The sequence below is a fragment of the Variovorax jilinensis genome, assembly GCF_030316885.1.
GTDB lineage: Bacteria > Pseudomonadota > Gammaproteobacteria > Burkholderiales > Burkholderiaceae_C > Variovorax > Variovorax jilinensis.
The window spans coordinates 231047-254639 of the sequence record NZ_JASZYQ010000004.1; the positions used below are offsets into that span (position 1 = coordinate 231047).

The 23593-nt window shown below is 69.8% G+C and carries 21 protein-coding genes; 11 read left to right on the top strand and 10 right to left on the bottom strand.

The window, feature by feature from the left end; genetic code table 11:
* The first annotated feature begins 115 nt into the window (after positions 1-115).
* From QTH87_RS16810 to QTH87_RS16820, 3 genes are all read left to right on the top strand, one after another.
* Positions 116-634 (top strand): Lrp/AsnC family transcriptional regulator, encoded by a 519-nt coding sequence (locus tag QTH87_RS16810; RefSeq protein ID WP_286610764.1) that lies wholly within the window; start codon positions 116-118, stop codon positions 632-634.
* A gap of 6 nt (positions 635-640) precedes the next feature.
* Positions 641-2266, top strand: coding sequence for an MFS transporter (locus QTH87_RS16815; protein ID WP_286610766.1), 1626 nt, complete (start codon positions 641-643; stop codon positions 2264-2266).
* A gap of 74 nt (positions 2267-2340) precedes the next feature.
* On the top strand, positions 2341-2613 hold the full coding sequence (locus QTH87_RS16820) for a hypothetical protein (RefSeq protein ID WP_286610768.1): 273 nt from the start codon (positions 2341-2343) through the stop codon (positions 2611-2613).
* 30 nt (positions 2614-2643) lie between these two features.
* Here QTH87_RS16820 and otnI read toward each other — a convergent pair whose 3' ends face one another.
* Positions 2644-3462 carry a 2-oxo-tetronate isomerase gene (gene otnI, locus QTH87_RS16825; protein WP_286610770.1) on the bottom strand — a complete coding sequence of 273 codons (819 nt, stop codon included), beginning with the start codon at positions 3460-3462 and terminating at the stop codon, positions 2644-2646.
* A 27-nt stretch (positions 3463-3489) separates the two neighbouring features.
* Entirely contained in the window at positions 3490-4422 is a 933-nt protein-coding gene (ltnD, locus tag QTH87_RS16830) for an L-threonate dehydrogenase (RefSeq protein ID WP_286610772.1), read from the bottom strand.
* 101 nt (positions 4423-4523) lie between these two features.
* Between ltnD and QTH87_RS16835 the strand changes: the two genes are divergently transcribed.
* Complete coding sequence (locus QTH87_RS16835; RefSeq protein ID WP_286610773.1) at positions 4524-4658, top strand: hypothetical protein; 135 nt, start codon at positions 4524-4526, stop codon at positions 4656-4658.
* Positions 4659-4673: 15 nt separating this feature from the next.
* Here the strand turns inward: QTH87_RS16835 and mltA are convergent, their stop codons facing one another.
* Positions 4674-5816 (bottom strand): murein transglycosylase A, encoded by a 1143-nt coding sequence (gene mltA / locus QTH87_RS16840; protein ID WP_286610775.1) that lies wholly within the window; start codon positions 5814-5816, stop codon positions 4674-4676.
* Between mltA and QTH87_RS16845 the strand changes: the two genes are divergently transcribed.
* Together QTH87_RS16845 and QTH87_RS16850 are read left to right on the top strand one after the other, a co-directional pair.
* Complete coding sequence (locus QTH87_RS16845; protein ID WP_286610776.1) at positions 5815-5973, top strand: hypothetical protein; 159 nt, start codon at positions 5815-5817, stop codon at positions 5971-5973. The genes mltA and QTH87_RS16845 overlap by 2 nt on opposite strands.
* 195 nt (positions 5974-6168) lie before the next feature.
* Entirely contained in the window at positions 6169-6822 is a 654-nt protein-coding gene (locus QTH87_RS16850; protein WP_286610777.1) for a YiaD family glycine zipper/OmpA-like lipoprotein, read from the top strand.
* Positions 6823-6877: 55 nt separating this feature from the next.
* Here QTH87_RS16850 and QTH87_RS16855 read toward each other — a convergent pair whose 3' ends face one another.
* From QTH87_RS16855 to QTH87_RS16870, 4 genes are all read right to left on the bottom strand, one after another.
* Entirely contained in the window at positions 6878-7504 is a 627-nt protein-coding gene (locus QTH87_RS16855) for a response regulator transcription factor (protein WP_286610778.1), read from the bottom strand.
* Between the two features lie 22 nt (positions 7505-7526).
* Positions 7527-9479 (bottom strand): two-component system sensor histidine kinase NtrB, encoded by a 1953-nt coding sequence (locus QTH87_RS16860; RefSeq protein WP_286611198.1) that lies wholly within the window; start codon positions 9477-9479, stop codon positions 7527-7529.
* A gap of 111 nt (positions 9480-9590) precedes the next feature.
* A complete protein-coding gene (locus tag QTH87_RS16865) occupies positions 9591-10412 on the bottom strand; it encodes a carbon-nitrogen hydrolase family protein (protein ID WP_286610780.1) in 822 nt (273 codons plus the stop codon).
* A 32-nt stretch (positions 10413-10444) separates the two neighbouring features.
* Positions 10445-14593, bottom strand: coding sequence for a YhdP family protein (locus QTH87_RS16870; RefSeq protein ID WP_286610782.1), 4149 nt, complete (start codon positions 14591-14593; stop codon positions 10445-10447).
* Between the two features lie 25 nt (positions 14594-14618).
* Between QTH87_RS16870 and glnE the strand changes: the two genes are divergently transcribed.
* Together glnE and QTH87_RS16880 are read left to right on the top strand one after the other, a co-directional pair.
* Entirely contained in the window at positions 14619-17402 is a 2784-nt protein-coding gene (gene glnE, locus QTH87_RS16875) for a bifunctional [glutamate--ammonia ligase]-adenylyl-L-tyrosine phosphorylase/[glutamate--ammonia-ligase] adenylyltransferase (protein ID WP_286610783.1), read from the top strand.
* Positions 17395-18483: a septal ring lytic transglycosylase RlpA family protein gene (locus tag QTH87_RS16880; RefSeq protein ID WP_286610784.1), complete on the top strand. Its 1089-nt coding sequence runs from the start codon at positions 17395-17397 to the stop codon at positions 18481-18483. Before glnE ends, QTH87_RS16880 begins: the two co-directional genes overlap by 8 nt.
* A gap of 64 nt (positions 18484-18547) precedes the next feature.
* On the opposite strand, the gene QTH87_RS16885 is transcribed toward QTH87_RS16880, so the two are convergent.
* Positions 18548-19405, bottom strand: coding sequence for a ferritin family protein (locus QTH87_RS16885; RefSeq protein WP_286610785.1), 858 nt, complete (start codon positions 19403-19405; stop codon positions 18548-18550).
* A 129-nt stretch (positions 19406-19534) separates the two neighbouring features.
* Between QTH87_RS16885 and QTH87_RS16890 the strand changes: the two genes are divergently transcribed.
* Positions 19535-20185, top strand: coding sequence for a glutathione peroxidase (locus QTH87_RS16890; protein WP_444812800.1), 651 nt, complete (start codon positions 19535-19537; stop codon positions 20183-20185).
* A 396-nt stretch (positions 20186-20581) separates the two neighbouring features.
* Here the strand turns inward: QTH87_RS16890 and QTH87_RS16895 are convergent, their stop codons facing one another.
* Positions 20582-21193 carry a glutathione S-transferase N-terminal domain-containing protein gene (locus QTH87_RS16895; RefSeq protein ID WP_286610786.1) on the bottom strand — a complete coding sequence of 204 codons (612 nt, stop codon included), beginning with the start codon at positions 21191-21193 and terminating at the stop codon, positions 20582-20584.
* Positions 21194-21327: 134 nt separating this feature from the next.
* Between QTH87_RS16895 and purB the strand changes: the two genes are divergently transcribed.
* Both purB and QTH87_RS16905 read left to right on the top strand, forming a co-directional pair.
* Positions 21328-22707 (top strand): adenylosuccinate lyase, encoded by a 1380-nt coding sequence (gene purB, locus QTH87_RS16900; RefSeq protein ID WP_286610788.1) that lies wholly within the window; start codon positions 21328-21330, stop codon positions 22705-22707.
* Positions 22707-23267, top strand: a complete 561-nt coding sequence (locus QTH87_RS16905; protein ID WP_286610789.1) for a YaeQ family protein — start codon at positions 22707-22709, stop codon at positions 23265-23267. Before purB ends, QTH87_RS16905 begins: the two co-directional genes overlap by 1 nt.
* Positions 23268-23277: 10 nt before the next feature.
* Here the strand turns inward: QTH87_RS16905 and QTH87_RS16910 are convergent, their stop codons facing one another.
* The gene (locus tag QTH87_RS16910; RefSeq protein ID WP_286610790.1) at positions 23278-23589 is read right to left on the bottom strand and encodes a putative signal transducing protein; all 312 of its coding nucleotides are present in this window, start codon (positions 23587-23589) and stop codon (positions 23278-23280) included.
* Positions 23590-23593 lie beyond the last annotated feature (4 nt).

A 23593-nucleotide genomic window follows, 5' to 3' on the forward strand; every position in this document is an offset into this window, starting at 1 on the left:
GGCAGCCCCTCGGCCATCATGACGCAAAGTGTATGCCTGCTGTCTCGACAGGTGTTTGCGTTCTATGTGCGTTCTCGCCGTGTTCTTGAAAGGTTCTTGCCTAGAATGGCGATCAATGGAAAGTATTGACAAGTTCGACCTCGCAATCCTGCAAGAACTTCAGGCGGACGGCCGGCTCACCAACGCCGAGCTGTCGCAGCGCGTGGGCCTGTCCGCCGCGCCCTGCTGGCGCCGCGTGCGCGCGCTCGAGGAAGCCGGCTACATCAAGGGCTACCACGCCGAGATCGACCGCCACAAGATCGGGCTCGGCGTGCTGGCTTTCGTGCGGGTCGACACCGAGCGCGTGAGCGTCGACGCCACGCGCAAGCTCGAGGACGCGATCCGTCGCCTGCCCGAGGTGGTGGCCTGCCACTACATCAGCGGCACCGGCACCTTCGAGCTCCAGGTCGTGGCGCAGGACCTGGACGGCTTCTCGCGCTTCGCGCTGCAGCACCTCATGAGCCTGCCGAACGTGAAGGACCTGCACACCAGCTTCTCGCTCGGCGAGGTCAAGGCCAGCCGTGCATTGCCGCTCGAACACCTGGCGCCGCGGCGCGCTGCCGGGACACCGACTCGCCCGGGCCGAAGACAATAGGCAGCGATGCCGATCTCGCCCCAGGAAGCCTCCACCGCCCCGCCGCCCGCGCTGCCGCCGCGCGTCGGCCCGCTCGAACCGCTGAAGATCGCGGTGTTCCGCATGCTGTGGAGCACCTGGCTGATTGCCAACATCTGCATGTGGATGAGCGATGTCGCGGCGGCCTGGATGATGACCTCGCTCACCAGTTCGCCGATCTGGGTGGCGCTGGTGCAGTCGGCCTCCACGCTGCCTGTGTTCCTGCTCGGCCTGCCGAGCGGCGCGCTGGCCGACATCCTGGACCGCCGGCGCTGGCTGGTCGCGACCCAGTTCTGGCTCGCGGGCTCGGCCGTGCTGCTGTGCGCCGCAGTGGTGCTCGACGTCATGAGCGCACCGCTGCTGCTGGCCCTCACCTTCGCCAACGGCATCGGCCTGGCGCTGCGCTGGCCGGTGTTCTCGGCCATCGTGCCCGAGCTGGTGCCGCGCACCCACCTGCCGGCCGCGCTGGGCCTCAATGGCATCGCGATGAACGCATCGCGCATCGTCGGCCCGCTCGTGGCCGGTACGCTGATCGCGAGCGCGGGCACCGTCTGGGTGTTCGCGCTGAACGCGGTGCTGTGCGTGGCCTCCGGCTTCGTGGTGCTGCGCTGGCGGCGCGAGCACACGCCCAATCCGCTCGGGCGCGAACGGCTGATCAGCGCGATGCGGGTCGGCGTGCAGTTCGTCCGGCAGTCGCAGCGCATGCGTGCGGTGCTGACGCGGATCTCGATCTTCTTCCTGCATTCCACCGCGCTGCTCGCGCTGCTGCCGCTGCTCGCGCGCAACCTCAAGGGCGGCGGCGCCGGCACCTTCACGCTGCTGCTGGCCGCGATGGGCTCGGGCGCGATCGTGGCCGTGCTGTTCCTGCCGCGCCTGCGCCAGGCGCTGGAACGCGACCAGCTGGTGCTGCGCGGTGCGCTGTTGCAATCCGCCGCGACCGCGACCATGGCAGTGGCGCCCAACGCCTGGGTCGCGGTGCCGGCGATGTTCCTGGGCGGCATGGCCTGGATCACGGTCGCCAATTCGCTGTCGGTCTCGGCCCAGCTCGCCCTGCCCGACTGGGTGCGTGCACGCGGCATGTCGACCTACCAGATGGCGATCATGGGTGCCAGCGCGCTGGGCGCCGCACTCTGGGGGCAGGTCGCCGAACTCAGCTCGATCTACGTCAGCCTCGGCATCGCGGCCGCGACCGGCGTCGTCGGCATGTGGCTGGCACTGCGCTTCGTGACCGACGGCATGGGCGAGGACGACGACACCCGCCCGGCCGAGCATGGCTGGGCCGCCGGCCCGCCGGCCAGCGTTCCCGAGGAAAGCGGCCGTGTCGTGATCACGGTGGAATACCTGATCGACCCCGCGCGCGCCGCGGCCTTCCACCTCGTCATGCACCAGACCCGGCGCGCGCGCCTGAGCCAGGGCGCGATCGGCTGGGAACTGCTGCACGACATCACGGAGCCCGGCCGCTACCTGGAGCAGATCGTCGACGAGACGTGGACCGAGCATCTGCGCCGCTTCCACCGTGCGACCGCGGCCGACATGGCGCTGCGGGAGCGGAGGCTGGCCTTCCACCTGGGCGAGGCGCTGCCGGTGGTCACGCGCTACATCGTGAAGCGCTGAGAGCGGCTGGAACCTACCCGTTTCCAGAGTTTTCTCAAGGACGACCGCCGACCCCGTTCCTAGACTTCCCGGCCATGAAGACCTTCATGGACATCGCGGCCAATGCCACGCCGCTCGAGCTGCACAACTACCCGGGCCGCGGCTTCCAGCACATGACGCTGGCGCGCTGGCGCAGCCTGCCGTCGAGCTGCAAGGGTTCCTGGCTCGAAGGTGCGCGCGAGCACGGCCAGGGCCCGCACCGCGTGCGCATCGCCCTCACGCCCGACGCCGGCCTGCTGCCGGTGTTCCTGGTGGACGAGGAACGGCGCGATCCGCGCCCGGCCTCTCCGGCGCCCGTGGCTGCCTGAGCGGCCACCTCGCCGCCTCGCCGCCAGCCTTCAGCTTTTCTTCGGCAGGCTGCGCAGCCAGCCCAGCCCGTCGGACGAACCGTTCGCCACCGCGCCGCGCCGCGGCCGGTATTCGCAGCCGATCCATCCCTTCCAGCCGCACTGTGCCGACACCTCGTCGATGACCTCGAACAGGTAGCCGTAGTCGAGTTCGCCGATGTCGGGTTCGTTGCGATCCGGCACGCCCGCGATCTGCAGATGGCCGACCCGGCCGGTGGGCAGGTACTGCCGGATCTTCATCGCCACGTCGCCCTCGACGATCTGGCAGTGGTAGAGATCCATCTGCACCTGCAGGTTCAGCGCGCCGACCTCCTCGACGATCGCGTGCGCCTCGGCCTGCCGGTTCAGGAAGAAGCCCGGAATGTCGCGCGTGTTGATCGGCTCGATCAGCAGGTCGCGCCCGGCCTTGGCGGCCTCGACCGCGGCCCAGTGCAGGTTCGCGACATAGGTCGGGCGCAGCGTCTCGCGCTCGACGCCCGAGGGCACCAGCCCGGCCATCACGTGGATGCGCGGGCAGTCGAGCGCCACCGCGTAGTCGATCGCGCGCTGCACGCCGCTGCGGAATTCGGCCTCGCGCCCGGGCAGGCTGGCCAGGCCGCGCTCGCCGGCCTCCCAATCGCCCGGCGGTGCGTTGAATAGCACCTGCTGCAGGCCGTTGGCCGACAGCCGCGCGACCAGTTCCGACTTGTCATAGGCATAGGGGAACAGGAATTCGACCGCGCGGAAGCCGTCACGCGCGGCGGCCTCGAAGCGGTCGAGGAAATCGAGCTCTGGATAGAGCATCGAGAGGTTGGCAGCGAAGCGGGGCATGGTCGGTGGTGATGGGTGGAGATGAGTTCAGGACTCGGTCGGGCCGGCACCGGGCAGGCGGATGCCCGGGAAGATCTTGATCACCGCGCTGTCGTCCTCCTTCGCGAAGCCCGCGCTCGAGGCCTGCATGAACATCTGGTGCGCGGTCGAGGCCAGTGGCAGCGGAAACTTCGTGGCGCGTGCGGTGTCGAGCACCAGGCCCAGGTCCTTGACGAAGATGTCGACCGCCGACAGCGGCGTGTAGTCGCCGGCCAGCACGTGCGCCATCCGGTTCTCGAACATCCAGCTGTTGCCGGCGCTGTGCGTGATGACCTCGTACAGCGCCTCGGGCGCAACGCCCTCGCGCAGGCCGAGCGCCATCGCCTCGGCCGCCGCCGCGATGTGCACGCCGGCCAGCAGCTGGTTGATGATCTTCACCTTGCTGCCGGCGCCGGCGCGGTCGCCGAGCCGGTAGACCTTGCCGGCCATCGCATCGAGCACCGCATCGGCGCGCGCATAGGCCTCGGGCCGGGCCGAGCTCATCACGGTCATCTGGCCGCTCGCGGCCTTGGCGGCACCGCCCGAGATCGGCGCATCGACGTAGTGGATGCCGGCGGCCAGCAGGCGCTCCTCGAAGGCGATCGAGACATTGGGGTCGACGGTCGAGCACATCACGAAAACGCTGCCGGGCTTCATGGCCGCCGCCGCGCCATCCGGGCCGAACAGCACGGCCTCGGTCTGCTCCGCGTTGACCACCACCGAGACCACGACGTCGCAGGCCGCCGCCACCTGCGCCGGCGTGTCGAGTGCGACGCCGCCGCCTTCGGCGAAACGCGCCGCCGCGCCCGGTCGGGCGTCGCAGACGTGCATCGCGTGCCCACGCGAGCGCAAGGTGGCCGCGATGCCCGCGCCCATGGCGCCGAGGCCGATCAGACCTGTGTCGGGATTGCCCATTCGATGCCTCCGGAATCGATGGATCATAGGCGCGCCGAAGCGGCCGCGGCCTCATGGATAATCCGCGCCTCGAAAGCCGGTGTGCCGGCGCTCACGCCCCGTCCCCGGTGAACGTCTCCTTCGATCTCATGTTCGGTTCCCTGACCCTGCTCATCGCAGGCGGCGCGCTCGCGATCGCACCGCGGGGTCGGCGAGTGGAGTTCCTTCTGCACATCGCGATCGTCACCGGCCTGACCCTCTACATCGTGAAGATCGCGGGCTGAGACGGGCAAGCGGCCCTACTTGGGCCAGAGCGCCCAGAGGCGCAGCGGCTGGTTCACGCGCGCCGCCACGCGGCCTGCGTCGGCGCCGGTACCGGCGAAATAGTCGGCGCGCACCGCGCCGACGATCGCGCTGCCGGTGTCCTGCGCCACCACCAGCCTGGCCAGCGGAAGCGTGGGGCCCGGCGAGGCCAGCCAGACCGGGGTGCCGTAGGGAATGCTGTCGCGGTCGACCGCGATCGAGCGTCCGGCCGTGAGCGGCACGCCCTGCGCGCCCACCGGGCCCGAGGCCGCGTCGACCTCGTTGAGCGGCTCCTCGCGGAAGAACACGTAGCGCGGATTGCTCCACAGCAGTTGCGACACGCGCTGTGGGTTCTGCGCCACCCACAGCTTGGTGTCCTCGGGCCAGAGGCTGACCTTGGTCGCGCCCTGGTTCACCAGCCACTGCTGCACGCTGCGGTAGGGCTGCTCGTTGGTGGCGGCGAAGGCGACGCGCACCATGCGCTGCGACCCGTCGGCCTCGGTGATGCGCAGCCGCCCCGACCCCTGGATGTGCAGCATCAGCACGTCGATCGGATCGGCCAGCCAGGCGATCTCGCGACCGCGCAGCGCGGCCTGCGCCTGCGGCAGCGTGTCGATCTCCTGCCGCGTGAACCAGGGGCGCTTGGCGACCAGGCCGGCGGGCGTCTGGTAGAGCGGCACCGTGTGGGTGGCGGTCGGGCGGCGCGAGGCGTCGAACACCGGCTCGTAGTAGCTCGTGAGCTTGCCCTCGACCGGGCCGGCGGGCGATTCGACGCGGAACGGCTGCAGCCGCTGCATCATCCATTCGCGCTGCTGGTCGGCATCGGCCAGCGCGAGCTGGCGAACCTCGCGGCACAGCGGCACGAAGGCTGCGTTCGGCCGCTGGCAGTTCGTGACCATCGCCACCCAGCCCTCGTGCAGGGCGTCGTCGTTGAAGCCCGGCAGCTCGGACCAGGCGACCGGTGTCCAGCGGCTCTTTGGATGCGCGAGCGAGCCGGTCAACGGGCCGAGGTCGCGCGGCGGCGCCGGAGCGGGCGTCGCGGGCGGGGGCGGCAGGTCGGGCTGGCGCGTGCTGAAGCTGCAACCCGCGAGCGTTGCTACGATCGCGAGTCCCGCCAGCCACCGGAGTCCTTTGTTCATGAGTCTGATTTTGCTCGAAGCCCTGGGCGCCGGAATCCTGTTCGTGCTGATCGTCTGGTGGACCATGTTCTCGGGTCGCAAGGGCGGCGAGCTGCACGATGAACCCGATGCGGACGACCCGTCCGCCGAATTGCCGAAGCGCGACCGCGGCGCGTAGTTCGAAGGCCCATCCGGCTGTCGGCCAAGCGCCCACCTGCTATCGAAGCGATAGCACCACCTCCCCGTCTCACGGTACTTTCGGGCGCTGCATGCCCTGACGGCGTTACACGCGGAAACGCCGCTGCGCCGCGGGGCCTCGCCAGCGCTCGCAATAATCGAGCGTTCCAGTTCAGCACTCGAGAAGGAGATCCCAATGAAGAAATTCGTCCTCGCCACCAGCGCCGCCGCCATCGTCCTCTCGGGTTGCGCCGACATGAGCCAGACCCAGAAGACCACCGGCATCGGCGCCGGCGTCGGCGCGCTCGCGGGCGCAGCGATCGGCTCCGCCACCGGCGGCAACCGCAGCGCCATCGGCACCGGTGCGGCCGTGGGCGCACTGGCCGGCGCGGCTGGCGGCTACCTGTGGTCGCAGCGCATGGAAAACCAGAAGAAGCAGATGGAAGCCGCCACCCGCGGCACCGGTGTGGCCGTCACGCAGACGGCCAACAACGAGCTCAAGCTCGCGATCCCGAGCGACATCTCGTTCGACACCGGCCGCTCGGCGATCAAGCCCAACTTCTCGCCGATCCTCGACCAGTTCGCGAGCGGCCTGCGCAACAACCCGAATGCCGACGTCCGCATCATCGGCCACACCGACAACACCGGAACCGACGCGATCAACAACCCGCTGTCGATCGAGCGCGCTGCCAGCACGCGCGACTATCTGGTGGCGCGCGGCGTGCCGGCGGCCTCGATCCGCATCGAGGGCCGCGGCTCGCGCGAACCGATCGCCGACAACAGCACGGCGGCTGGCCGCGGCCAGAACCGGCGCGTCGAGATCTACGTCGGCGAGCGTCCGCAAGGCTAGTCACAGGCCCCCCGTTCCTCCACTGCGTGTGGGGGTCGCTGCCGACGGCAGCGCTTCAGACCCCGCGCAGCAGGTTGGCGAGTTCCACCGCCGACTTCACTTCCATCTTCTCGAACACGCGCGCGCGGTGGACCTCCACGGTGCGCACGCTGATCGCGAGCTGATCGGCGATCAGCTTGTTGGGCAGCCCCTCGACCACGCAGCGCATGACGTCGCGCTCGCGCTCGGTGAGTTCGTCGATGCGGCGCTTGATCAGCGCGCGCGCCTGCCGGGCCTCGACCGCGCGCAGCGAAGCGCCGAGCGCGTGCTCGATCCGATCGACCAGCGCGTTGTCCGAGAAGGGTTTCTCGCAGAAATCGAAGGCGCCGCGCTTGACCGCATCGACCGCGGTCGGCACGTCGGCATGGCCGGTCAGGAAGATCACCGGCATGGCATCGAGCAGGCCGCGTTCGGCCAGACGGTCGAACAGCACCAGGCCGCTGGTGCCCGGCATGCGCACGTCGAGCAGCAGGCAGTGCGGCTGGTCGCGCAGCGGCTCCTCGGCCAGCCGCGCCTCGAAGGCCTCGGCGCTGGCGAAATGCTCGCTCACGAGGCGGCGCGAGCGCAGCAGCCAGGCCAGCGCCTCACGCACGCTGGCATCGTCGTCGACGATGAAGATCAGGGCGTCGATCAGGGGTTGCATGGAATGAGGATGTTCGACGGCATCAGGCCGTGGGCAGGGTGAATCGGAACACGGTGCCGCGCGGACGATGCGGCTCGTACATCAGCACGCCGCCGTGCTGCTCGACCACGGTACGGCACAGGCTCAGGCCCAGACCCATGCCGTCGGCACGGGTCGTGAAGAAGGGGGTGAACAGCCGCGCGGCGACCTCCTCGCTGATGCCGCAGCCCAGGTCGGCGACCGAGAACTCGAGCCAGCGGCGCGCATCCGGGCCGCCGCCGGCTGCACCGCCCGCGCTCGCGGCACGCGCCACGCGCAGCCGCAGCACGCGCTCGCCGGGGCCGGGCGTGTCCATGGCCTGCATGCCGTTGCGCGCGAGATTGAGCAGCACCTGCTCGACCAGCGTGCGATCGCAGACCACGGCCGGCAGTGCATCTTCGAGCGCCAGCTCGATGCGAACACCGAGCTTGCGCGCCTGCAGCCGTACCAGCGGCAGTACCGCCTCGACCAGCGCCTGCGGCGCGACCGCCTCGCGCGTGCGGTCGCGCCGGCGAACGAAGTCGTGCACGCTGCGGATCACCTGGCCGGCGCGGTCGGCCTGTTCGGCGATGCGGCGCACCGCCATCGCGACCTCCTCGTGCTCGCGGGCGCGGGTCGCGCCCTCGGCGTGCAGCAGGTTCAGCGAACCGCTCGCATAGCTGGCGATCGCGGCCAGCGGCTGGGTCAGCTCGTGGCTCAGCAGCGAGGCCATCTCGCCGACGGTGGCCAGGCGTGCGCTGGCCTGCAGCCGCTCCTGGCTGGCGCGCGACAGTTCCTCGACGCGACGCTGCTCGCTGATGTCGATCGAGGCGCTCATCCAGCCGGTCTGCGAGCCCAGAGCGTTGATCAGCGGCGCCTCGAAGATCAGCACCGGGAAGCGGCTGCCGTCCTTGCGCATGAAGACCGATTCGAAGCCTTCGCGCGGCGGCGTGCCGCCGGCCAGCCGTGCGGCCTGCCGGCGCTGGTATTCGTGCGCCAGCTCGGTCGGCCAGTAGGGCACGTCGACATCGCTGCTGCCCATCAGCTCTTCGGCGCTGAAGCCGACCATCTCGCAGAAGGCCGGGTTGACGTAGGTGATGCGGCCCTGCAGGTCGCGCGCCCGCAGGCCGGTGATGACCGAGTCCTCCATCGCCTTGCGGAAGGCCAGTGCGTCGGCGAGGTCGCCTTCGGCGCGCTGGCGGCGGCGGGTATCGCGCGCGAGCAGCACCAGCACCGAGACCAGCGCGATCGAGATCGCCGTGACCAGCGCGGTCAGCATGTTGGGGAACAGGTCGGGCACGGCGCGCCAGCCGTCGACCCGCAGCATCAGCGTGGCGCCCGGCAGGTCGATCAGCTGCTGTGCGCTGAAGACCCGCGTGCCGATGCGCCGCGGCGCGCCGATCGCCACCAGGCGCGTGCCGTCGGCCTCGGTGAAGGCGACCTCCTGGCCGCGGCTGAGCATCGGCGCCAGCAGTTCGCCGAGGATGTCGCGCAGCGAATAGGCGGCCACCAGGTAGCCGCCGCCCTCGACCGGCACGCAGACCTCCATGACCTCCAGGCCGGTTCCCTGGATCACGGGCACGTAGTGGCTCGGCGAATAGGCCGGCGTGCCGAGCTTGCGCGCGCTGGCGCAGGCCTGCTCGACATCGGGCTGGCCCGGGCCGCGGTCGTCCGGCTCGAAGATCCGCCGGCGGTAGGGCGAATCGACCATCCCGATCGGCTTCAGCGCCGCATCGCGCCATTCGAGGCGAAGCCACTCGCGGTGGTCGCGCAGCAGCGCCGCGGCGCGGTTCTCCCACTGCTCGCGATCGACGCCACCGGCCAGCGAGGCCCGCAGCGTCTGCACATTGCGCTGCATGCCGTCGCGCAGGTCGGAGACGGCATCGGCAGTGTCGCGGTCGAGCACGCTCTGCGTCTGCTCGACCTCGTGCCGCCCGGCCAGCCAGACCACCGTCACCAGCAGCGCCAGCACCAGCATCGCGAGCAGCAGCCACAGCTGCCAGCGCCGCCAGGCCGAGCGCAGCAGCCGCAGCCGCGCGAAGGCGGGACGCAGCACGCGGGCGACGGGCAAGGCAGGAGCGGACACCGATCAGGCTCGGATCACGGCGTGGCCCAGCGCGGGCAGCTGGCTGCGCGCGCTCTCGAGCCGCGCCAGATCGAGCTCGAACGCCACCACGCCTTCCTCGCTGGCCTGCTGCGCGACCACGTTGCCCCAGGGATCGACCACCATCGACTGGCCCCAGGTGCGGCGGCCGTTCTCGTGCGTGCCGCCCTGCGCGGGCGCCACCACCCAGGCCAGGTTCTCGATCGCGCGGGCGCGCAGCAGCACCTCCCAGTGCGCCGCGCCCGTGGGGTGGGTGAAGGCGCTCGGCACCAGCAGCAATTCGGCGCCGTCGCGCGCCAGCGCAAGGTACAGCTCGGGAAAGCGAAGGTCGTAGCAGACGCTCAGGCCGATGCGCCAGCGATGGCCGTCGCGCGAGGGCAGGTCGAAGCAGACCGGCTGCGTCCCCGGCGCGATCACGCGCGCCTCGTCGTAGCGCTCGCGGCCGTTGTCGAACGAGAACAGGTGGATCTTGTCGTAGCGCGCAACGCGCTGGCCCTCGGGGCCGTAGACCAGCGAGCTGTTGAAGACGTGCAGTTCGTCGTCGGTCTCGATCGGCAGCGTGCCGCCGACGATCCAGAGGCCGAATTCGCGCGCCGCATCGGCCAGGAAGCTCTGCACGGTGCCGGCGTCGGCGTTCTCGCGCAGCGCCAGCTTGTCGGTGTCGCGCCGGCCCATCATGCAGAAGTACTCGGGCAGCACGGCCAGCTCGGCGTCCGCGGCGGCCGCCTCGGCCAGCAGGTCGTGCGCGCGCGCCAGGTTGGCCTCGCGGGCGACCGCCGACACCATCTGGATGGCTGCGACTTTCATGGCATTCGTCTCCTTGCTGGGGACCTGATTGTCTATCTCGGGGCCGGCTGCGTCTCGGCGGGCGCGGCCTGCGAGGCCGGCGGCGCGCGCCGTGGCACGCGGGTGATCTTCGGATCGGTCCAGGTGCCGTCGATCTGGAACTCCTGCGTCGCGGCGGCGATCAGCGGCCGGCTCAGGATCATCTGCGCCAGGAAGGTGCCGAGGCCGATCGCGGGATTGATCGCGGTGGCGACCAGCGCCGCGGTGCCGGCGCTGATCTCGGGCACCACCACCACGCGGATGTTCTGGGTCTCGCGCGCGATGTCGGCCGAGCCGTCCATCAGCACCGCCGCGTTGACGCCCTTCATCTGCAGGTTGTTGGTGCTGGCCACGCCCTTCACGATGCTGGCGTCGCCGCGCAGGAAGTCGAAGGCGAAGCCGGCGCTGAAGATGTCGCGGAAGTCGAGCGTGAGCCGGCGCGGCAGGGCCTGCAGGCTCAGCACGCCGAGCAGCTTGGCGATGCCGGGATCGGCCTTCAGGAACTGACCCGACTCGACGTCGATCTGCAACTGGCCGCCGAGGCTCGGATAGTCGATGGAGAACGGCGAACCGGTCCAGTCGACCTGGCCCTCGAGCCGGCCCCGCCCGCGCCGCACCACGTCCTTCATGCCCATGCGGCTGAGCAGGTTGCCGGCATCGACGATGTCGAGCTTGAAGTCCATGTTCGTGCGCCGGTTCTCGCGTCCGCCGCTCGCGGGGCCGCCGGGTGGGGCCGCCCAGCTGCCCTGGGCGCTGAAGCTGGCGTCGGGGTTGGTGAAGGTCAGCTTGCCGAGGCGCCATTCGCGCCCAACGCCGCCACGGTTGACGGCATCGATCTCGGCGCGGCCCAGGCGGTGGCCCAGCAGCTCGAAGTCGTCCACCACGATGTCGAGCGCGGGCAGGGTGCTCGGCTGCTCGTCGAGCAGGGACTCGACCGCGCTGGTCTCGCTGCGCGCGATCTTGAGCCGGGCGAGCCGCGCATAGAGCCGGCCGGCCTGCGTGTGGCGGTATTCGACGTAGCCGCTGAGTTCGGTGGCATCGACGTTCGCGCGCCACACCGGGCCGTCGCGCGTGCCGCCCAGCACGACGTCGTTGAGCGTGCGGCCGCCGAAGGACAGCGCCTGGGCCCGCAGCGCGATCAGCGTCGGCAGGTAGGCCATGGCATCGTCGGTGCTGTCGGCCGCGGTCGCCACCGGTGCCGGGCCCGTGGCCTCGACCGGCTTGCCGGCGGTGGAATTGAACAGCGCCTCCCAGGCGCCGATGTCGAGCCGCTGGAAGCGCAGGTTCGCGAGCACGCCGCGCTCGGGCGGCGGTGCCGACTCGCCGGGCCCGAGCCCGATGCCGATCGCGCCGCGCAGCACCCTGGCCTCGCGCCCCGAGATGTCGCGCACGTAGACGGCCGACCCGACCTTGCCGAGCTCGACCGAGATCTGGTCGTTGACGACCGGCGCCGCACCGCCGCGGGCTTCGCGCAGCACCACCTTCTTCTCGATCCGCAGCGGCATCAGATCCTCGGGCGCCTTGGCTGCAGGCGCGGGCAGCTGCAGGCCCAGCCCCTGCAGGCTGCTGGTGAGAAGGAACTCCGAGGCGCCGTCGCGGGCCGTGAAACTGGCGGCGTAGGGCGTGCTCCCGCTCGCGTTCCTGGCCAGCCGCGCGAGCCAGTCGACCTCGCGCGCCGCACGCAGGCCGTCGGCGCTCGCGGTGCCCTGCACGCGGACGTCGAGGGGCTGCTTGTCGCTGAAGCCACCGCTGCCCTCGACGCGCAGCGCGCCGCCCAGGGCGCGCGCCTGCACGCCGGCCAGCGCGAAGCCGTTCTCGGTGAAGCTCAGCGTGCCGCGCGCCTGCGTGAGCGCGGGTGCCGCCGCCGCCAGCTGCAGCTCGTTGTCGGCCAGCGCGATGCTGGCCTGCACCTTGGTCTTGTCCATGGCCGAGAGCGGCAACTCGAGCCGCAGCTTGTAGTCGGCATTGCCGCTGGCGCGCATGCCGGCGAGCGTGCTGCCGAGCTCGCCCGCGAGCGGCGCCCCGACGCGCAGCAATTCGCCGAGCGGACCCTTGGCCTGCGCATCGAGCTTGAGCACGGGCGCGTGGTGCGACATGTCGGCGATCTGCGCCTCGGCCTTGGAGACCTCGATCGTCTGCGTGCCCGCGATCCGGCCGCGCGCGTTGCGCACCTGCATGCCGGCGCCCTGGAACACCAGTTCGCCCGACAGGCCCGTGAGCCCGGGCCAGGCGTGGGTGTCGCCGGGCGTCGGCGGCACGTAGGCATAGCTGACGTCGGCGACCCTGGCGGCGATGCGGAATTCGCCCTGCTTCGGGTCCGTGAACGGCATGTCCCACAGGTCGCCGCGGACCCTGAAGTCGACCATGCTGGCCGTGCCCTTGGTGACCGCGTCGCGCACGTAGTCGCGTGTGTCCTTGGGGATGTGCAGCGGCAGGTAGCGCCAGACGCGCGTGCCGTCGGCCCGCGTGAGCCGGCCCTGCAGGTCGAGCACGCCCGGGTAGCGGTCCTTGGACGGCGAGGTGGCGGGATCGCTGGTGTGCCAGATGGCATCGGCCTCGCCCTCGGCATCCGCGTTCGCGAAGCGCAGCTTCGAGACCTGCACCTGCACCGCCGGGCCGTCGAGCTTCCACTGCACCTGGGTCGAAAGACGTTCCATCGGTACCACCGGTTGCTCGAAGATGCCCGGCAGGTCGAGCGCGCCGCTCGCGATCGCGACCGTGGCGCTGCCACCTGCCTGGCTGGCGTCGAAGTCGATCGTCGCGCCGCTGACGCCGGGCGTTCCGACAGGCTCCTGGGAAGCGTGCGACGCGTGCGTTGGGTGCGCCTGCGCCTGCGCCTGCGTTTGCGACTGGGCCGGTACCGGCACTGGCTCCCCGGGCTGCGCCGCGATGCTGAATGCGCTCGCGCGGCCCTTGAGCTGGTAGCTGACCGGTTCGCCGCCGGAACCCTGCCAGCTGGCGTCGATGTGCTCGACCAGGCCGCGCGGCTTGTAGGCGTCGATCAGACGGCGCGTGGTGGCGCCGAGCGGCAGCCGGTCGGCGATCAGCGCCAGCGCAGCGAGATCGAGCCGGTCGGCGCGCAGCGCGCTGCGCTCCGGCGCGCGACCCTTGGCCGGGACATGCTGGAACCACAGGTTGCCACCGGGCCAGCGCAGCCGGTCGGCGGTCTGGAACTGCAGGCCCGTGGTGGCGAACTCGAGCAGGGTGTCGCTGCGCTTCAGGCTCAGGCGGCCGGTCAGGTCGCGCAGCACCAGCGGTTCGAGATCCTTGCCGAGCACCGCGTCGACCGAGTTCAGCGCCAGGTCGGCCACGCCGCCCGTGATGACGCCGTCATCGACATCGGCCCAGGCCCTGAGCCCGCCCGCGCCTTCGACGATCCGGGCATCGATGTCGACGTAGCGCCCCAGGCGCCGGATGTCGATATAGGGCAGGTTGGCGAAGATCTGGCCTCGCCAGCTGCGCCAGTTGCCGCTGCGCACCGACAGCAGCGGCTGGCGGAACTCGCCCATCAGCGTGAGGCGCTGGCCCCAGCCCGCGGGCGGCGTGGCGTCCAGTCGCATCGCATGGCTGCGGCCGCCGTTGCGGGCCACGAACTGCACGTCGGTCAGCAGCAGGGGTTCGGTCTTGCGCCAGTCGTCGCTCCAGCGCACCGTGCCGCCCTCGACCACCACTTCGCGCTGGGCAAAGAACCAGTCGGCGCCGTCGCCGCCGCCGCTGGTGTCGTTCGACATGTCGAGGCCGGCGACACGGATCCGGCCGAGCGCGTCGCGCCGCACCTCGACCTGCGGCCGCTCGACGTAGAGCTGCTCGAAGCTCAGGTTCCAGATCGAGCGCGGCGACACGCTGGCCACCACGCGCTGCAGGCGCAGCGATTCCTGGTCGCGCTCGTCGAGCAGGACCACGTCGTGCAGCTCGATGGTCGGAAAAAGGCCGCTCGAACGCGCCTCGATGGCGCCGATGCGCACGGGCACCCCGATGACTCGCGAGGCCTGCGCCTCGAGCGCGCCACGGTAGTCGCCGATTCGCGGCACAATCCAGACGTGTAGGACAACGACTGACAGCGCAAGCAACAGCCATGCACCGATCAGCAAACCCAACAACCAGCGTGCCGTTGCAGCGGTGATCTTGAGCAGACGTGAAGGGGAAGACGTCGTGTCGTTCATTGAGGATCGCGCTGTGTCAGGAATTATGACCGCCAGCTCCCACCCGGGCGTCCCTGGTGCCGGTACTCCGGCGCACCGGCCGACGCCGCCCTCCGATTCATCGCCGCTGTCGGCCTCCTCGCGCTTCGTGCAGAGGCTGCGCCGCCGCTATGCCGGCGAGCTCGCGCTGCTGGCCGAAGGCGAACCGCGCCGGGCGCAGATGGCCGAGGCCTACCAATCCCTGCGCGCGCGTGGGGACAACATCGCCGACGCGCTTCGCATCGTTCGCCAGCTGGTCATGGAGCGGCTGATCACGCTCGACTGCGACCACCAGGCATCGCTCGCCGTCGTCACCTGCGCGGTCACCGAGCTGGCCGAATTCGCGCTCGACGTCGCCTGCCGCGAGGCCTGCGCCGAGCTCGAGGCCACGCACGGCGCCCCGCTGGCGGCCGATGGTCGCCGGGCCCAGCTCTGGATCGTCGGCATGGGCAAGTTCGGCGCGCGCGAGCTCAATGTCTCGAGCGACATCGACCTGATCTACCTCTACGACCACGACGGCGAAACCGCCGGCAACGCCGAGGGGCGCTCGCGGCTCGCCAACCAGGACTTCTTCTCGCGCGTGGTGAAGCGCATCTACGCGCTGGTGGGCGACACCACCGAGCACGGATTCGTGTTCCGGGTCGACCTCGCGCTGCGGCCCAACGGCAACTCGGGTCCCAGCGTCGTCTCGCTCGACGCGCTCGAGGAGTATTTCCAGGTCCAGGGCCGCGAATGGGAACGCTTCGCCTGGCTCAAGAGCCGCGTGGTGGCGCCCGCGTCGGTGGTGGCCGACGGCAGCGCGCAGGCGCTGCGCGGCGTGGTGCTGCCCTTCGTGTTCCGCCGCTACCTCGACTACAGCGTGTTCGATTCGCTGCGCACGCTGCACCGCCAGATCCGCGAGCAGGCGGCGCGCCGCAGCGCCGGCCGGCCCGAGCGCGCCAACGACGTCAAGCTGTCGCGCGGCGGCATCCGCGAGATCGAATTCACGGTGCAGCTGCTGCAGGTCGTGCGCGGCGGCCAGTTTCCCGAACTGCGCACGCGGCCCACGCTCGACGCGCTGCAGCGGCTGGCGCGCGCCAACCTGATGCCGCAGGAAGCGGCCGACGCGCTGGCCGCGGCCTACGAATTCCTGCGCCGGGTCGAGCACCGCATCCAGTACCTGGACGACCAGCAGACCCACGTGCTGCCGGTCAACGACGACGATCTGCGCTGGATCGCGCTCACGCTCGGCTTCCCCGACTGCTGCGCTTTCCTCGCCCAGCTCGACACTCACCGCGAGTTCGTGGCCCAGGAGTTCGACAAGCTGCTCGGCGGCAAGAAGGCCTGCACGGGCTGCAAGGGAACGTCCGTACAGGTGCCACAGATCGACATGGCCGACCTGCTCGACCAGCTGCCGGCACCGTTCGCCGCGCGCATGCGGGAGTGGTCCGGCAACCCGCGCGTGCTGGCGCTGCGCGACGAGACCCGTGCCCGCTTGCGCCAGCTCGTGCAACGCACCGGCCAGTGGCTGCGCGAGCCCGACGGCGACGGACCGGGTCAGGTGGCACGCCACGTCGATGCCGCGCTGCGCTGGGCCGACTGGATCGAGCCGCTGCTGCGCCGCGAGAGCTACATCGCGCTGCTGGTCGAGCGGCCCGCGGTCCAGGAACGCCTGCTGCGCCTGCTCGGCTCGGCCAAGTGGCCCGCGCGCTACCTCATGCAGCACCCGGGCGTGATCGACGAACTGGCCAGCGACGAGATGCTGTCGGGCCGCTTCGTCGCCGCCGAGTTCGAACGCGAGCTCGAGGATCGCCATCGCTCGCTGACCCGCACCGGCGAGGCCGACGAGGAACGGCTGCTGAACCTGCTGCGCCATGCGCACCATGCCGAGCTGTTCCGCACGCTGGCGCGCGACGTCGACGGCCGCATCACGGTCGAGCAGGTGGCCGACGATCTCAGTGCATTGGCAGACGCCGTGCTGCGCGTGACCGCGCGCTGGTGCTGGCCGCATCTGCGCAACCGGCACCGCGAGGCGCCGCAGTTCGCGGTCATCGGCTACGGCAAGCTGGGCGGCAAGGAGCTCGGCTACGGCAGCGACCTCGACATCGTGTTCGTCTACGACGACGAGGACGAGCGCGCCGGCGAGGTCTACGCCGCCTACGTGCGCAAGCTGATCAACTGGCTGACGGTCAAGACCCGCGAGGGCGACCTGTTCGAGATCGACACCGCGCTGCGTCCCAACGGCAATTCGGGCCTGCTGACGACCAGCTTCGAGGCCTACGAGAAGTACCAGCTCGGCCGCGGCAGCAACACCGCCTGGACCTGGGAACACCAGGCCATGACGCGCGCACGCTGCGTGCTCGGCGCCCCGGCACTGGCCGAGCGCTTCGATCGCATCCGCGGCGCCGTGATCACCGCGCCGCGCGACCGCGAGGCGCTCAGGGCCGAGATCGTCGCGATGCGCGAGAAGGTCAGCGCCGCCCACCCGGTGAAGACCGGGCTGTTCGACGTCAAGCACAGCGCGGGCGGCATGGTGGATGCGGAATTCGCGGTGCAGTTTCTCGTGCTGTCGGCCTCGGGCGCCCATCCGGAACTGGTGCCCAACGTGGGCAACATCGCGCTGCTGCTGCGGGCCGAGGCGGCCGGATTGCTGCCCGCGGGCGTCGGCCAGGCCGCGGCCTCGGCGTACCGCGAACTGCGCCGCGTGCAGCATCGCGCGCGCCTCAACGAGGAGCCGACGCAGGTGCCGATGGGCTCGCTGGTCGCTGAACGCGAGGCGATGCTCGCGCTGTGGAAGGCCGTGTTTGGCTGAACCCGGCCATCGCGACGGCAGCCCGGCACTCGTGGCACTCGGCAGCGCGGTCTGCGCGGCGCTGCTGGTGCTGTCCGGCTGCGCCAGCGGCCCGCGCGGTGGTCGCGACGGCGCCGCTGCCAATCCACCCTCGAACCTGAGCCAGGTGCCCGATGCCGAGCCACGCATCGAAACGCTGCGCAGCAGCGGCGGCACCAGCAAGCCCTACGTGGTGCTGGGCCGCTCCTACACGCCGATCACCGACGACCGGCCCCTGCGCGAAAGCGGCCTGGCCTCGTGGTACGGCACCAAGTTCCATGGCCAGCCCACCGCGAGCGGCGAGCCCTACGACATGTACGCGATGACGGCCGCGCACAAGACGCTGCCGCTGCCGAGCTACGTGCGGGTGCGCAATCCCGCCAACGGGCGCGAGGCGATCGTGCGCGTGAACGACCGCGGCCCCTTCCACGACGACCGCGTCATCGACCTCAGCTACACCGCTGCGCTCAAGCTCGACCTGCTGCGCGGCGTCGGGCCGGTGGAGATCGAGCGCATCACCAACGAGGACATCCGAACGGGCGCCTGGCGGCGTGGCGAGGTGCCGGTGGTTGCGGCAGCACAGGTGCCGGCGGCGACGGCGGGCCCTGAAGCCGCGGCCGGCGCGGTGGTGGTGCCCTCCACCCTGACCTCGCCGGTGGTCGCGAGTTCGCGCTTCGACGCCATGCAGATCACGGCGCTGCCACCGATGGCGCCTTTGGCGCCGGTGTCACCGGCGGCGTCGGCCCCGGCGCAGCCCCTCTCGTCGACGCAGACGCCCGCGGCGGCCCCACCCGCGCCGCGCTCAGGCGTCGCGATGCAATCCGCCACGCCGGGCTTCTGGGTCCAGATCGGCGCCTTCAGCCAGGCCGAAGGCGCGCAGCGCTTCCAGCAGCAGGTGGCGAGCGCGATGCCGCCGCTGGCCGGCAGCCTCAATGTGTTCAGCGAAGGCGGCACGCATCGCGTGCAATCGGGGCCCTATGCCTCGCGCGAGCAGGCGCGCGATTCGGCCGAGCAGTTCCGCAACGGGCTCAGGCTCGCGCCCGTGATCGTCGAGCGGCGCTGAGACGCGCCGTCAGGCAAAGAGGCCGGGCGAGCGAAGGGCCTGCACGAATGGACGCGAGGGGCCCTCAGGCGCCCTGGTAGGCGGGCGCCGGGCCCAGCGAGGCAGCCAGTTCCTTGCGGTAGCGGTTGAGCTCCTGCACGGTCTTGAAGCTGCGGTTCATCAGCAGGCTCAGGTTGTGCAGGATGCGCTCGCCGACCTTGGTCTCCCAGGTGGCATCGAACTTGATCTGCTTGTCGAGCCAGTGCTCGAGCCAATCGGGATCGGGCACGCGGCTCTGGATCGTGTCGTTCGGGAACAGCGCCTTGTTGACGTGCAGGTTGGTCGGATGCAGCGCCTGCGCGGTGCGGCGCGCGCTGGCCATCAGCACGCCCACCTTGGTGAAGGCCGAGCGGGCCTCGTCACCGAACTTCTCCATGGCGCGCTTCATGTAGCGCAGGTAGGCGCCGCCGTGGCGGGCCTCGTCCTGGCTCAGCGTGGTGTAGATGTGCTTGATGACCGGCTCGGTATGCCACTCGGCCGCACGGCGGTACCAGTGGTTGAGACGGATCTCGCCGCAGAAGTGCAGCATCAGCGTCTCGAGCGGCGGCGCCGGGTCGAAGTCGAAGCGCACCTCGTGCAGTTCGGCCTCGGTCGGCGCATGCTGGGGGCTGAAGCGCTTGAGGTATTCCATCAGCACCAGCGAGTGCTTCTGCTCCTCGAAGAACCAGATCGACATGAAGGCCGAGAAGTCGCTGTCATGCCGGTTGTCGCGCAGGAACATCTCGGTGGCCGGCAGCGCCGCCCACTCGGTGATCGCATTCATCTTGATGGTCTGCGCCTGCTCGTCGGTGAGCTTGCTTGCGTCGAAAGACTGCCAGGGAATATCCTTGTCCATGTCCCAGCGGACAGATTCGAGTTGTCTGAAGAGTTCCGGATAGAGCATCAATGTCTTTCGTAAGCCCCGGGATTTTAGTCGGCTCGCACTACAGGCCCGTGAACGACGCGCGATGATGCAGGATTTGCGTGCAGCGAGAGTCTCAAATCCTGCACCCTTTTCATTGGGAAATCCGCGATGCCTATGCCCTTCCGCTTCACAGTGCTTTTCGCACCCGCGCTGGTGATCTCGGGCCTCCTGGCCATGGGTGCGGCGGCGCAGGGCACGGCCGCCCCGCCAGCCGCGGCGGCCACCCCCGGCTGCCCGGCGATCCTCCAGCACAGCTTTCCGCGGCTGCAGGACGAGAAGCCGCAGGCCCTGTGCCAGTACGCGGGCAAGGTGGTGCTGGTGGTCAATACCGCGAGCTTTTGCGGCTTCACGCCGCAGTACAAGGGCCTCGAGGCACTCGACACCAAATACCGCTCGCGCGGGCTCGTGGTGCTCGGTTTTCCCTCGAACGATTTCGCGCAGGAGGCGGGCTCGAACAAGGAGATCGCGGAATTCTGCGAAAGCACCTTCGGCGTGAAATTCCCGATGTTCGCCAAATCCTCGGTGCGCGGACCCGACGCCAATCCGTTGTTTCGACAATTGGCGCAGATTTCCGGCACGGCGCCGAAATGGAATTTCTACAAGTACCTGATCGGCCGCGACGGCAAGGTGGTGGATTCGTACTCGAGCATGACCGCGCCGGACGATCGCGCCTTCGTGCGCGAACTCGAGAAACAGCTCGGCGCGGCGCCGGTGGCGGCCTCGCCGGGCGCCTCACCGGCCGCTACCCGCACGAACTAGCCCCCGTCACAAACGCTTACTTCTTCAAATGGAACCGCGCCGCGAGGCCTGCGCTCATACCGACACCGGGCACGAAGGCCCGGAAGGTTTTCATGTTGCGAGGTCTTCCAGGCGCCTGCCGCCAGGTTGAAATCCCGAGGCGATTCTTCTCCTCCTCCCTCCCTCCCTCCTTCGCGTCGGGGCGCCTCGTAACATTTTTCCACTCGCCCCCAGGTCGGGCTCACTTCGTGTAGCCCTCCCACCCCTACCGGGGGCGATACCAGCGGCCCGGCGAAGCCGGTTCCGCGGTATCCCGCGAACGGGCCTGCCTTCGGCGGCCGGAGATCGGACCAGGGACTTCGACGCCAAAAAAAGCCCCGCATGCGGGGCTTTTTGCTGGGTGACTGTCGAGCAGGATCAGGGCTTGGTATCTGCGAAGCTAGGACGCAGCATCAGCTTGTCGAACAGCTTCGTGAGGTTGGCGTGGTCGGCGCGCCAGTCGATCTCGGGGAAGCGGAAGTCGACCCAGCCGAGGGCGCAGCCGACCGCGATGTCGGACAGGCTCAGGTGGATGCCGCTGCAGAAGGGCTTGTCAGCCAGGCCCTTGGCCATGGCGGCGATGCCGGCCCTGACCTTGCCCAACTGGCGGTCCATCCAGGCCTGGCTGCGCTCGCTGTCGGCGCGGTGGCGCCAGGTGGCTTCCATGCGCAGCAGCAGGCCAGCGTCCATCACGCCATCGGCCAGCGCTTCCCAGGTCTTGACCTCGGCGCGCTCCCGGCTCTGCTGCGGAATCAGTTTGCCGACCGGCGACAGGGTGTCGAGGTATTCGACGATGACGCGAGAGTCGAACATGGCTTCGCTGCCGTCCATGATCAGGCAGGGCACCTTGCCCAGCGGATTGGAGGCGGAAATCGTGGTGTCGTCAGACCAGACGTCTTCGATCACGAACTGGTAGTCGAGCCGCTTCTCGGCCATGACCACGCGCACCTTGCGCACGTAAGGACTGGTAGCCGATCCGATCAGTTTCATGCGGGCATTCCCCCCATCAGGGTCTTCGTTGTAGCGCTTTGATTCTAGGGGAACACGCGCATTCTGCCGTTGCGGGCAGACGCCATGCGCCTGCGCGAAATTGCCCGATTCGGTCCACAACCTAAAATTCGGCCATGAGTTTCTCCACAGTCTCCGCCCTTTCCCCCCTCGACGGCCGCTATGCGGCCAAGCTCTCGGCGCTGCGTCCGCTGATGAGCGAACAGGGTTACATGCACCGGCGCGTGCAGGTCGAGGTGGCCTGGTTCATCGCGCTGTCGGACTGCGGCTTCGCCGAATTCAAGCCACTCACGGGCGGCGCCCGCAAGTACCTGCTAGGCCTGGTCTCCAACTTCTCGGAGGCCGACGCGGTGGCGATCAAGCAGATCGAGAAGACCACCAACCACGACGTGAAGGCAGTCGAATACTGGATCAAGTCCAAGTTCGAGGCCCGGCCGGAACTGCTGGCCGCCTCGGAGTTCGTGCATTTCGCCTGTACCAGCGAGGACATCAACAACACCAGCCATGCGCTGCAGATTCAGGCCGCGCGCGACAAGGTCATGCTGCCCGCCATCGACGGACTGATCGCCACGCTGCGCGAGATGGCCGCCAAGTTCGCCGACGTGAGCATGCTGTCGCGCACCCACGGCCAGACCGCGAGCCCGACCACGGTCGGCAAGGAGCTGGCCAACGTCGCGGTGCGGCTGGCCAAGGCGCGCGAGCAGATCGCCGGCGTGGCGCTGCTCGCCAAGATGAACGGCGCGGTCGGCAACTACAACGCCCACCTGGCGGCCTGGCCCGACTTCGACTGGGAAGCCTTCAGCCGCAAGGTGGTCGAGACACCGGCGCCGCTGGGCCTGGGCCTGGCCTTCCAGCCCTACAGCATCCAGATCGAGCCGCACGACTACATGGCCGAGCTGTTCGACGCCGTGGCGCGCGCCGACACCATCCTGATCGACTTCTCGCGCGACATCTGGGGCTACGTGAGCCTGGGCTACTTCAAGCAGCGGCTCAAGCCCGGCGAGATCGGCTCGTCGACCATGCCGCACAAGGTCAACCCGATCGATTTCGAGAATGCCGAGGGCAACCTGGGCCTGGCCAACGCGGTGCTGCGCCACCTGAGCGAGAAGCTGCCCATCAGCCGCTGGCAGCGCGACCTCACCGACAGCACCGTGCTGCGCAACATCGGCGTCGCCTTCGGCTACGCCACGCTGGCCTACGCGAGCCTCGCGACCGGCCTCGGCAAGCTCGAGCTCAACCAGGAAGCGCTGTCCGAGGACCTCGACGGTGCCTGGGAAGTGCTGGCAGAGCCGATCCAGACCGTGATGCGCCGCTTCGGCGTGCAGGGCGCCTACGAGCAGCTCAAGGAAGTGACGCGCGGCAAGACCGTCACGGCCGAGGCGCTGCACGGACTGATCCGCTCGCTCGAGATTCCGCAGGAAGAGAAGGACCGGCTGCTGGCCATGACGCCTTCGAGCTACGTCGGCAAGGCCGCCGAGCTCGCGCGGCGGGCCTGATGGCACTCAAGTCCACGATCTTCAAGGCGAACCTCGCGGTCGCCGACATCGATCACAACTACTACGCCGACCACGCGCTGACGCTGGCGCGCCATCCGAGCGAGACCGACGAACGGATGATGATCCGGCTGGTCGCGCTCGCGCTCAATGCGCACAAGCTGCAGGACGTTTGCAACGGCGACGGCACGCTGGCCTTCGGCGCCGGCCTCTCGAACCCCGACGAGCCCGACGTCTGGCTGCGCGACTTCACCGGCGAGGTCAAGCTCTGGATCGAAGTCGGCCAGCCCGAGGACAAGCCCGTGATCAAGGCCTGCGGCAAGGCCGACGAGGTGATCGTCTACTGCTTCAACCATGCAGCCGAGATCTGGTGGCGCGGCATCCAGAACAAGCTCACGCGGCCGCAGAACCTCTCGGTATTCCGGGTGCCCACGGCCGCCTCGCAATCGCTGGCGACGCTCGCGCAGCGCTCGATGCAGCTGCAGGCCACGGTCCAGGAAGGCACGCTGATGCTGGGCGACGGCACGCACAGCATCGACATCGAGCCAGTGCGGCTGCGTTAGCGGCGGCGCCTCATCCGGCGGCGGGCGGCTCCATCGCGCCGCATTGCCAGCACTGCTCGAAGCCGCCCTCGACCAGTTCGCCGCAGCTGCAGAACCAGCGGCGCTGCGGCCGATGGCGCAGGGCGTGAAGCAGGCGCTCGGCGAGCGCGAACTGGTCGTCGTCCTCGACCCAGATCTCGGGCAGGCACTGGTCCGGCGGCAACTGGCCGACCGCGGCGCCGAGAAACTCGCGCTGCACCGATGCGTCGATGCCGTCGTCGCGCAGCATCTGCGTCCACAGCGTGGCGATCGCGAGATTCGGCGCTTGTGCGAGGCGACGCATCGCA

Excerpts from the sequence above, each read along its gene's own strand:
- QTH87_RS16820 (WP_286610768.1), top strand. The coding sequence starts at position 2,341 with ATGAAGACCTTCATGGACATCGCGGCCAATGCCACGCCGCTCGAGCTG.
- QTH87_RS16860 (WP_286611198.1), bottom strand. The coding sequence starts at position 9,479 with ATGCTGGTGCTGGCGCTGCTGGTGACGGTGGTCTGGCTGGCCGGGCGG.
- QTH87_RS16885 (WP_286610785.1), bottom strand. The coding sequence starts at position 19,405 with ATGCTCTATCCGGAACTCTTCAGACAACTCGAATCTGTCCGCTGGGAC.
- QTH87_RS16815 (WP_286610766.1), top strand. The coding sequence starts at position 641 with ATGCCGATCTCGCCCCAGGAAGCCTCCACCGCCCCGCCGCCCGCGCTG.
- ltnD (WP_286610772.1), bottom strand. The coding sequence starts at position 4,422 with ATGATCCATCGATTCCGGAGGCATCGAATGGGCAATCCCGACACAGGT.
- otnI (WP_286610770.1), bottom strand. The coding sequence starts at position 3,462 with ATGCCCCGCTTCGCTGCCAACCTCTCGATGCTCTATCCAGAGCTCGAT.
- QTH87_RS16850 (WP_286610777.1), top strand. The coding sequence starts at position 6,169 with ATGAAGAAATTCGTCCTCGCCACCAGCGCCGCCGCCATCGTCCTCTCG.
- QTH87_RS16810 (WP_286610764.1), top strand. The coding sequence starts at position 116 with ATGGAAAGTATTGACAAGTTCGACCTCGCAATCCTGCAAGAACTTCAG.
- QTH87_RS16865 (WP_286610780.1), bottom strand. The coding sequence starts at position 10,412 with ATGAAAGTCGCAGCCATCCAGATGGTGTCGGCGGTCGCCCGCGAGGCC.
- glnE (WP_286610783.1), top strand. The coding sequence starts at position 14,619 with ATGACCGCCAGCTCCCACCCGGGCGTCCCTGGTGCCGGTACTCCGGCG.
- QTH87_RS16855 (WP_286610778.1), bottom strand. The coding sequence starts at position 7,504 with ATGCAACCCCTGATCGACGCCCTGATCTTCATCGTCGACGACGATGCC.
- purB (WP_286610788.1), top strand. The coding sequence starts at position 21,328 with ATGAGTTTCTCCACAGTCTCCGCCCTTTCCCCCCTCGACGGCCGCTAT.
- QTH87_RS16895 (WP_286610786.1), bottom strand. The coding sequence starts at position 21,193 with ATGAAACTGATCGGATCGGCTACCAGTCCTTACGTGCGCAAGGTGCGC.
- QTH87_RS16905 (WP_286610789.1), top strand. The coding sequence starts at position 22,707 with ATGGCACTCAAGTCCACGATCTTCAAGGCGAACCTCGCGGTCGCCGAC.
- QTH87_RS16890 (WP_444812800.1), top strand. The coding sequence starts at position 19,535 with ATGCCTATGCCCTTCCGCTTCACAGTGCTTTTCGCACCCGCGCTGGTG.
- QTH87_RS16870 (WP_286610782.1), bottom strand. The coding sequence starts at position 14,593 with ATGAACGACACGACGTCTTCCCCTTCACGTCTGCTCAAGATCACCGCT.
- QTH87_RS16910 (WP_286610790.1), bottom strand. The coding sequence starts at position 23,589 with ATGCGTCGCCTCGCACAAGCGCCGAATCTCGCGATCGCCACGCTGTGG.
- QTH87_RS16835 (WP_286610773.1), top strand. The coding sequence starts at position 4,524 with ATGTTCGGTTCCCTGACCCTGCTCATCGCAGGCGGCGCGCTCGCGATC.
- QTH87_RS16845 (WP_286610776.1), top strand. The coding sequence starts at position 5,815 with ATGAGTCTGATTTTGCTCGAAGCCCTGGGCGCCGGAATCCTGTTCGTG.
- mltA (WP_286610775.1), bottom strand. The coding sequence starts at position 5,816 with ATGAACAAAGGACTCCGGTGGCTGGCGGGACTCGCGATCGTAGCAACG.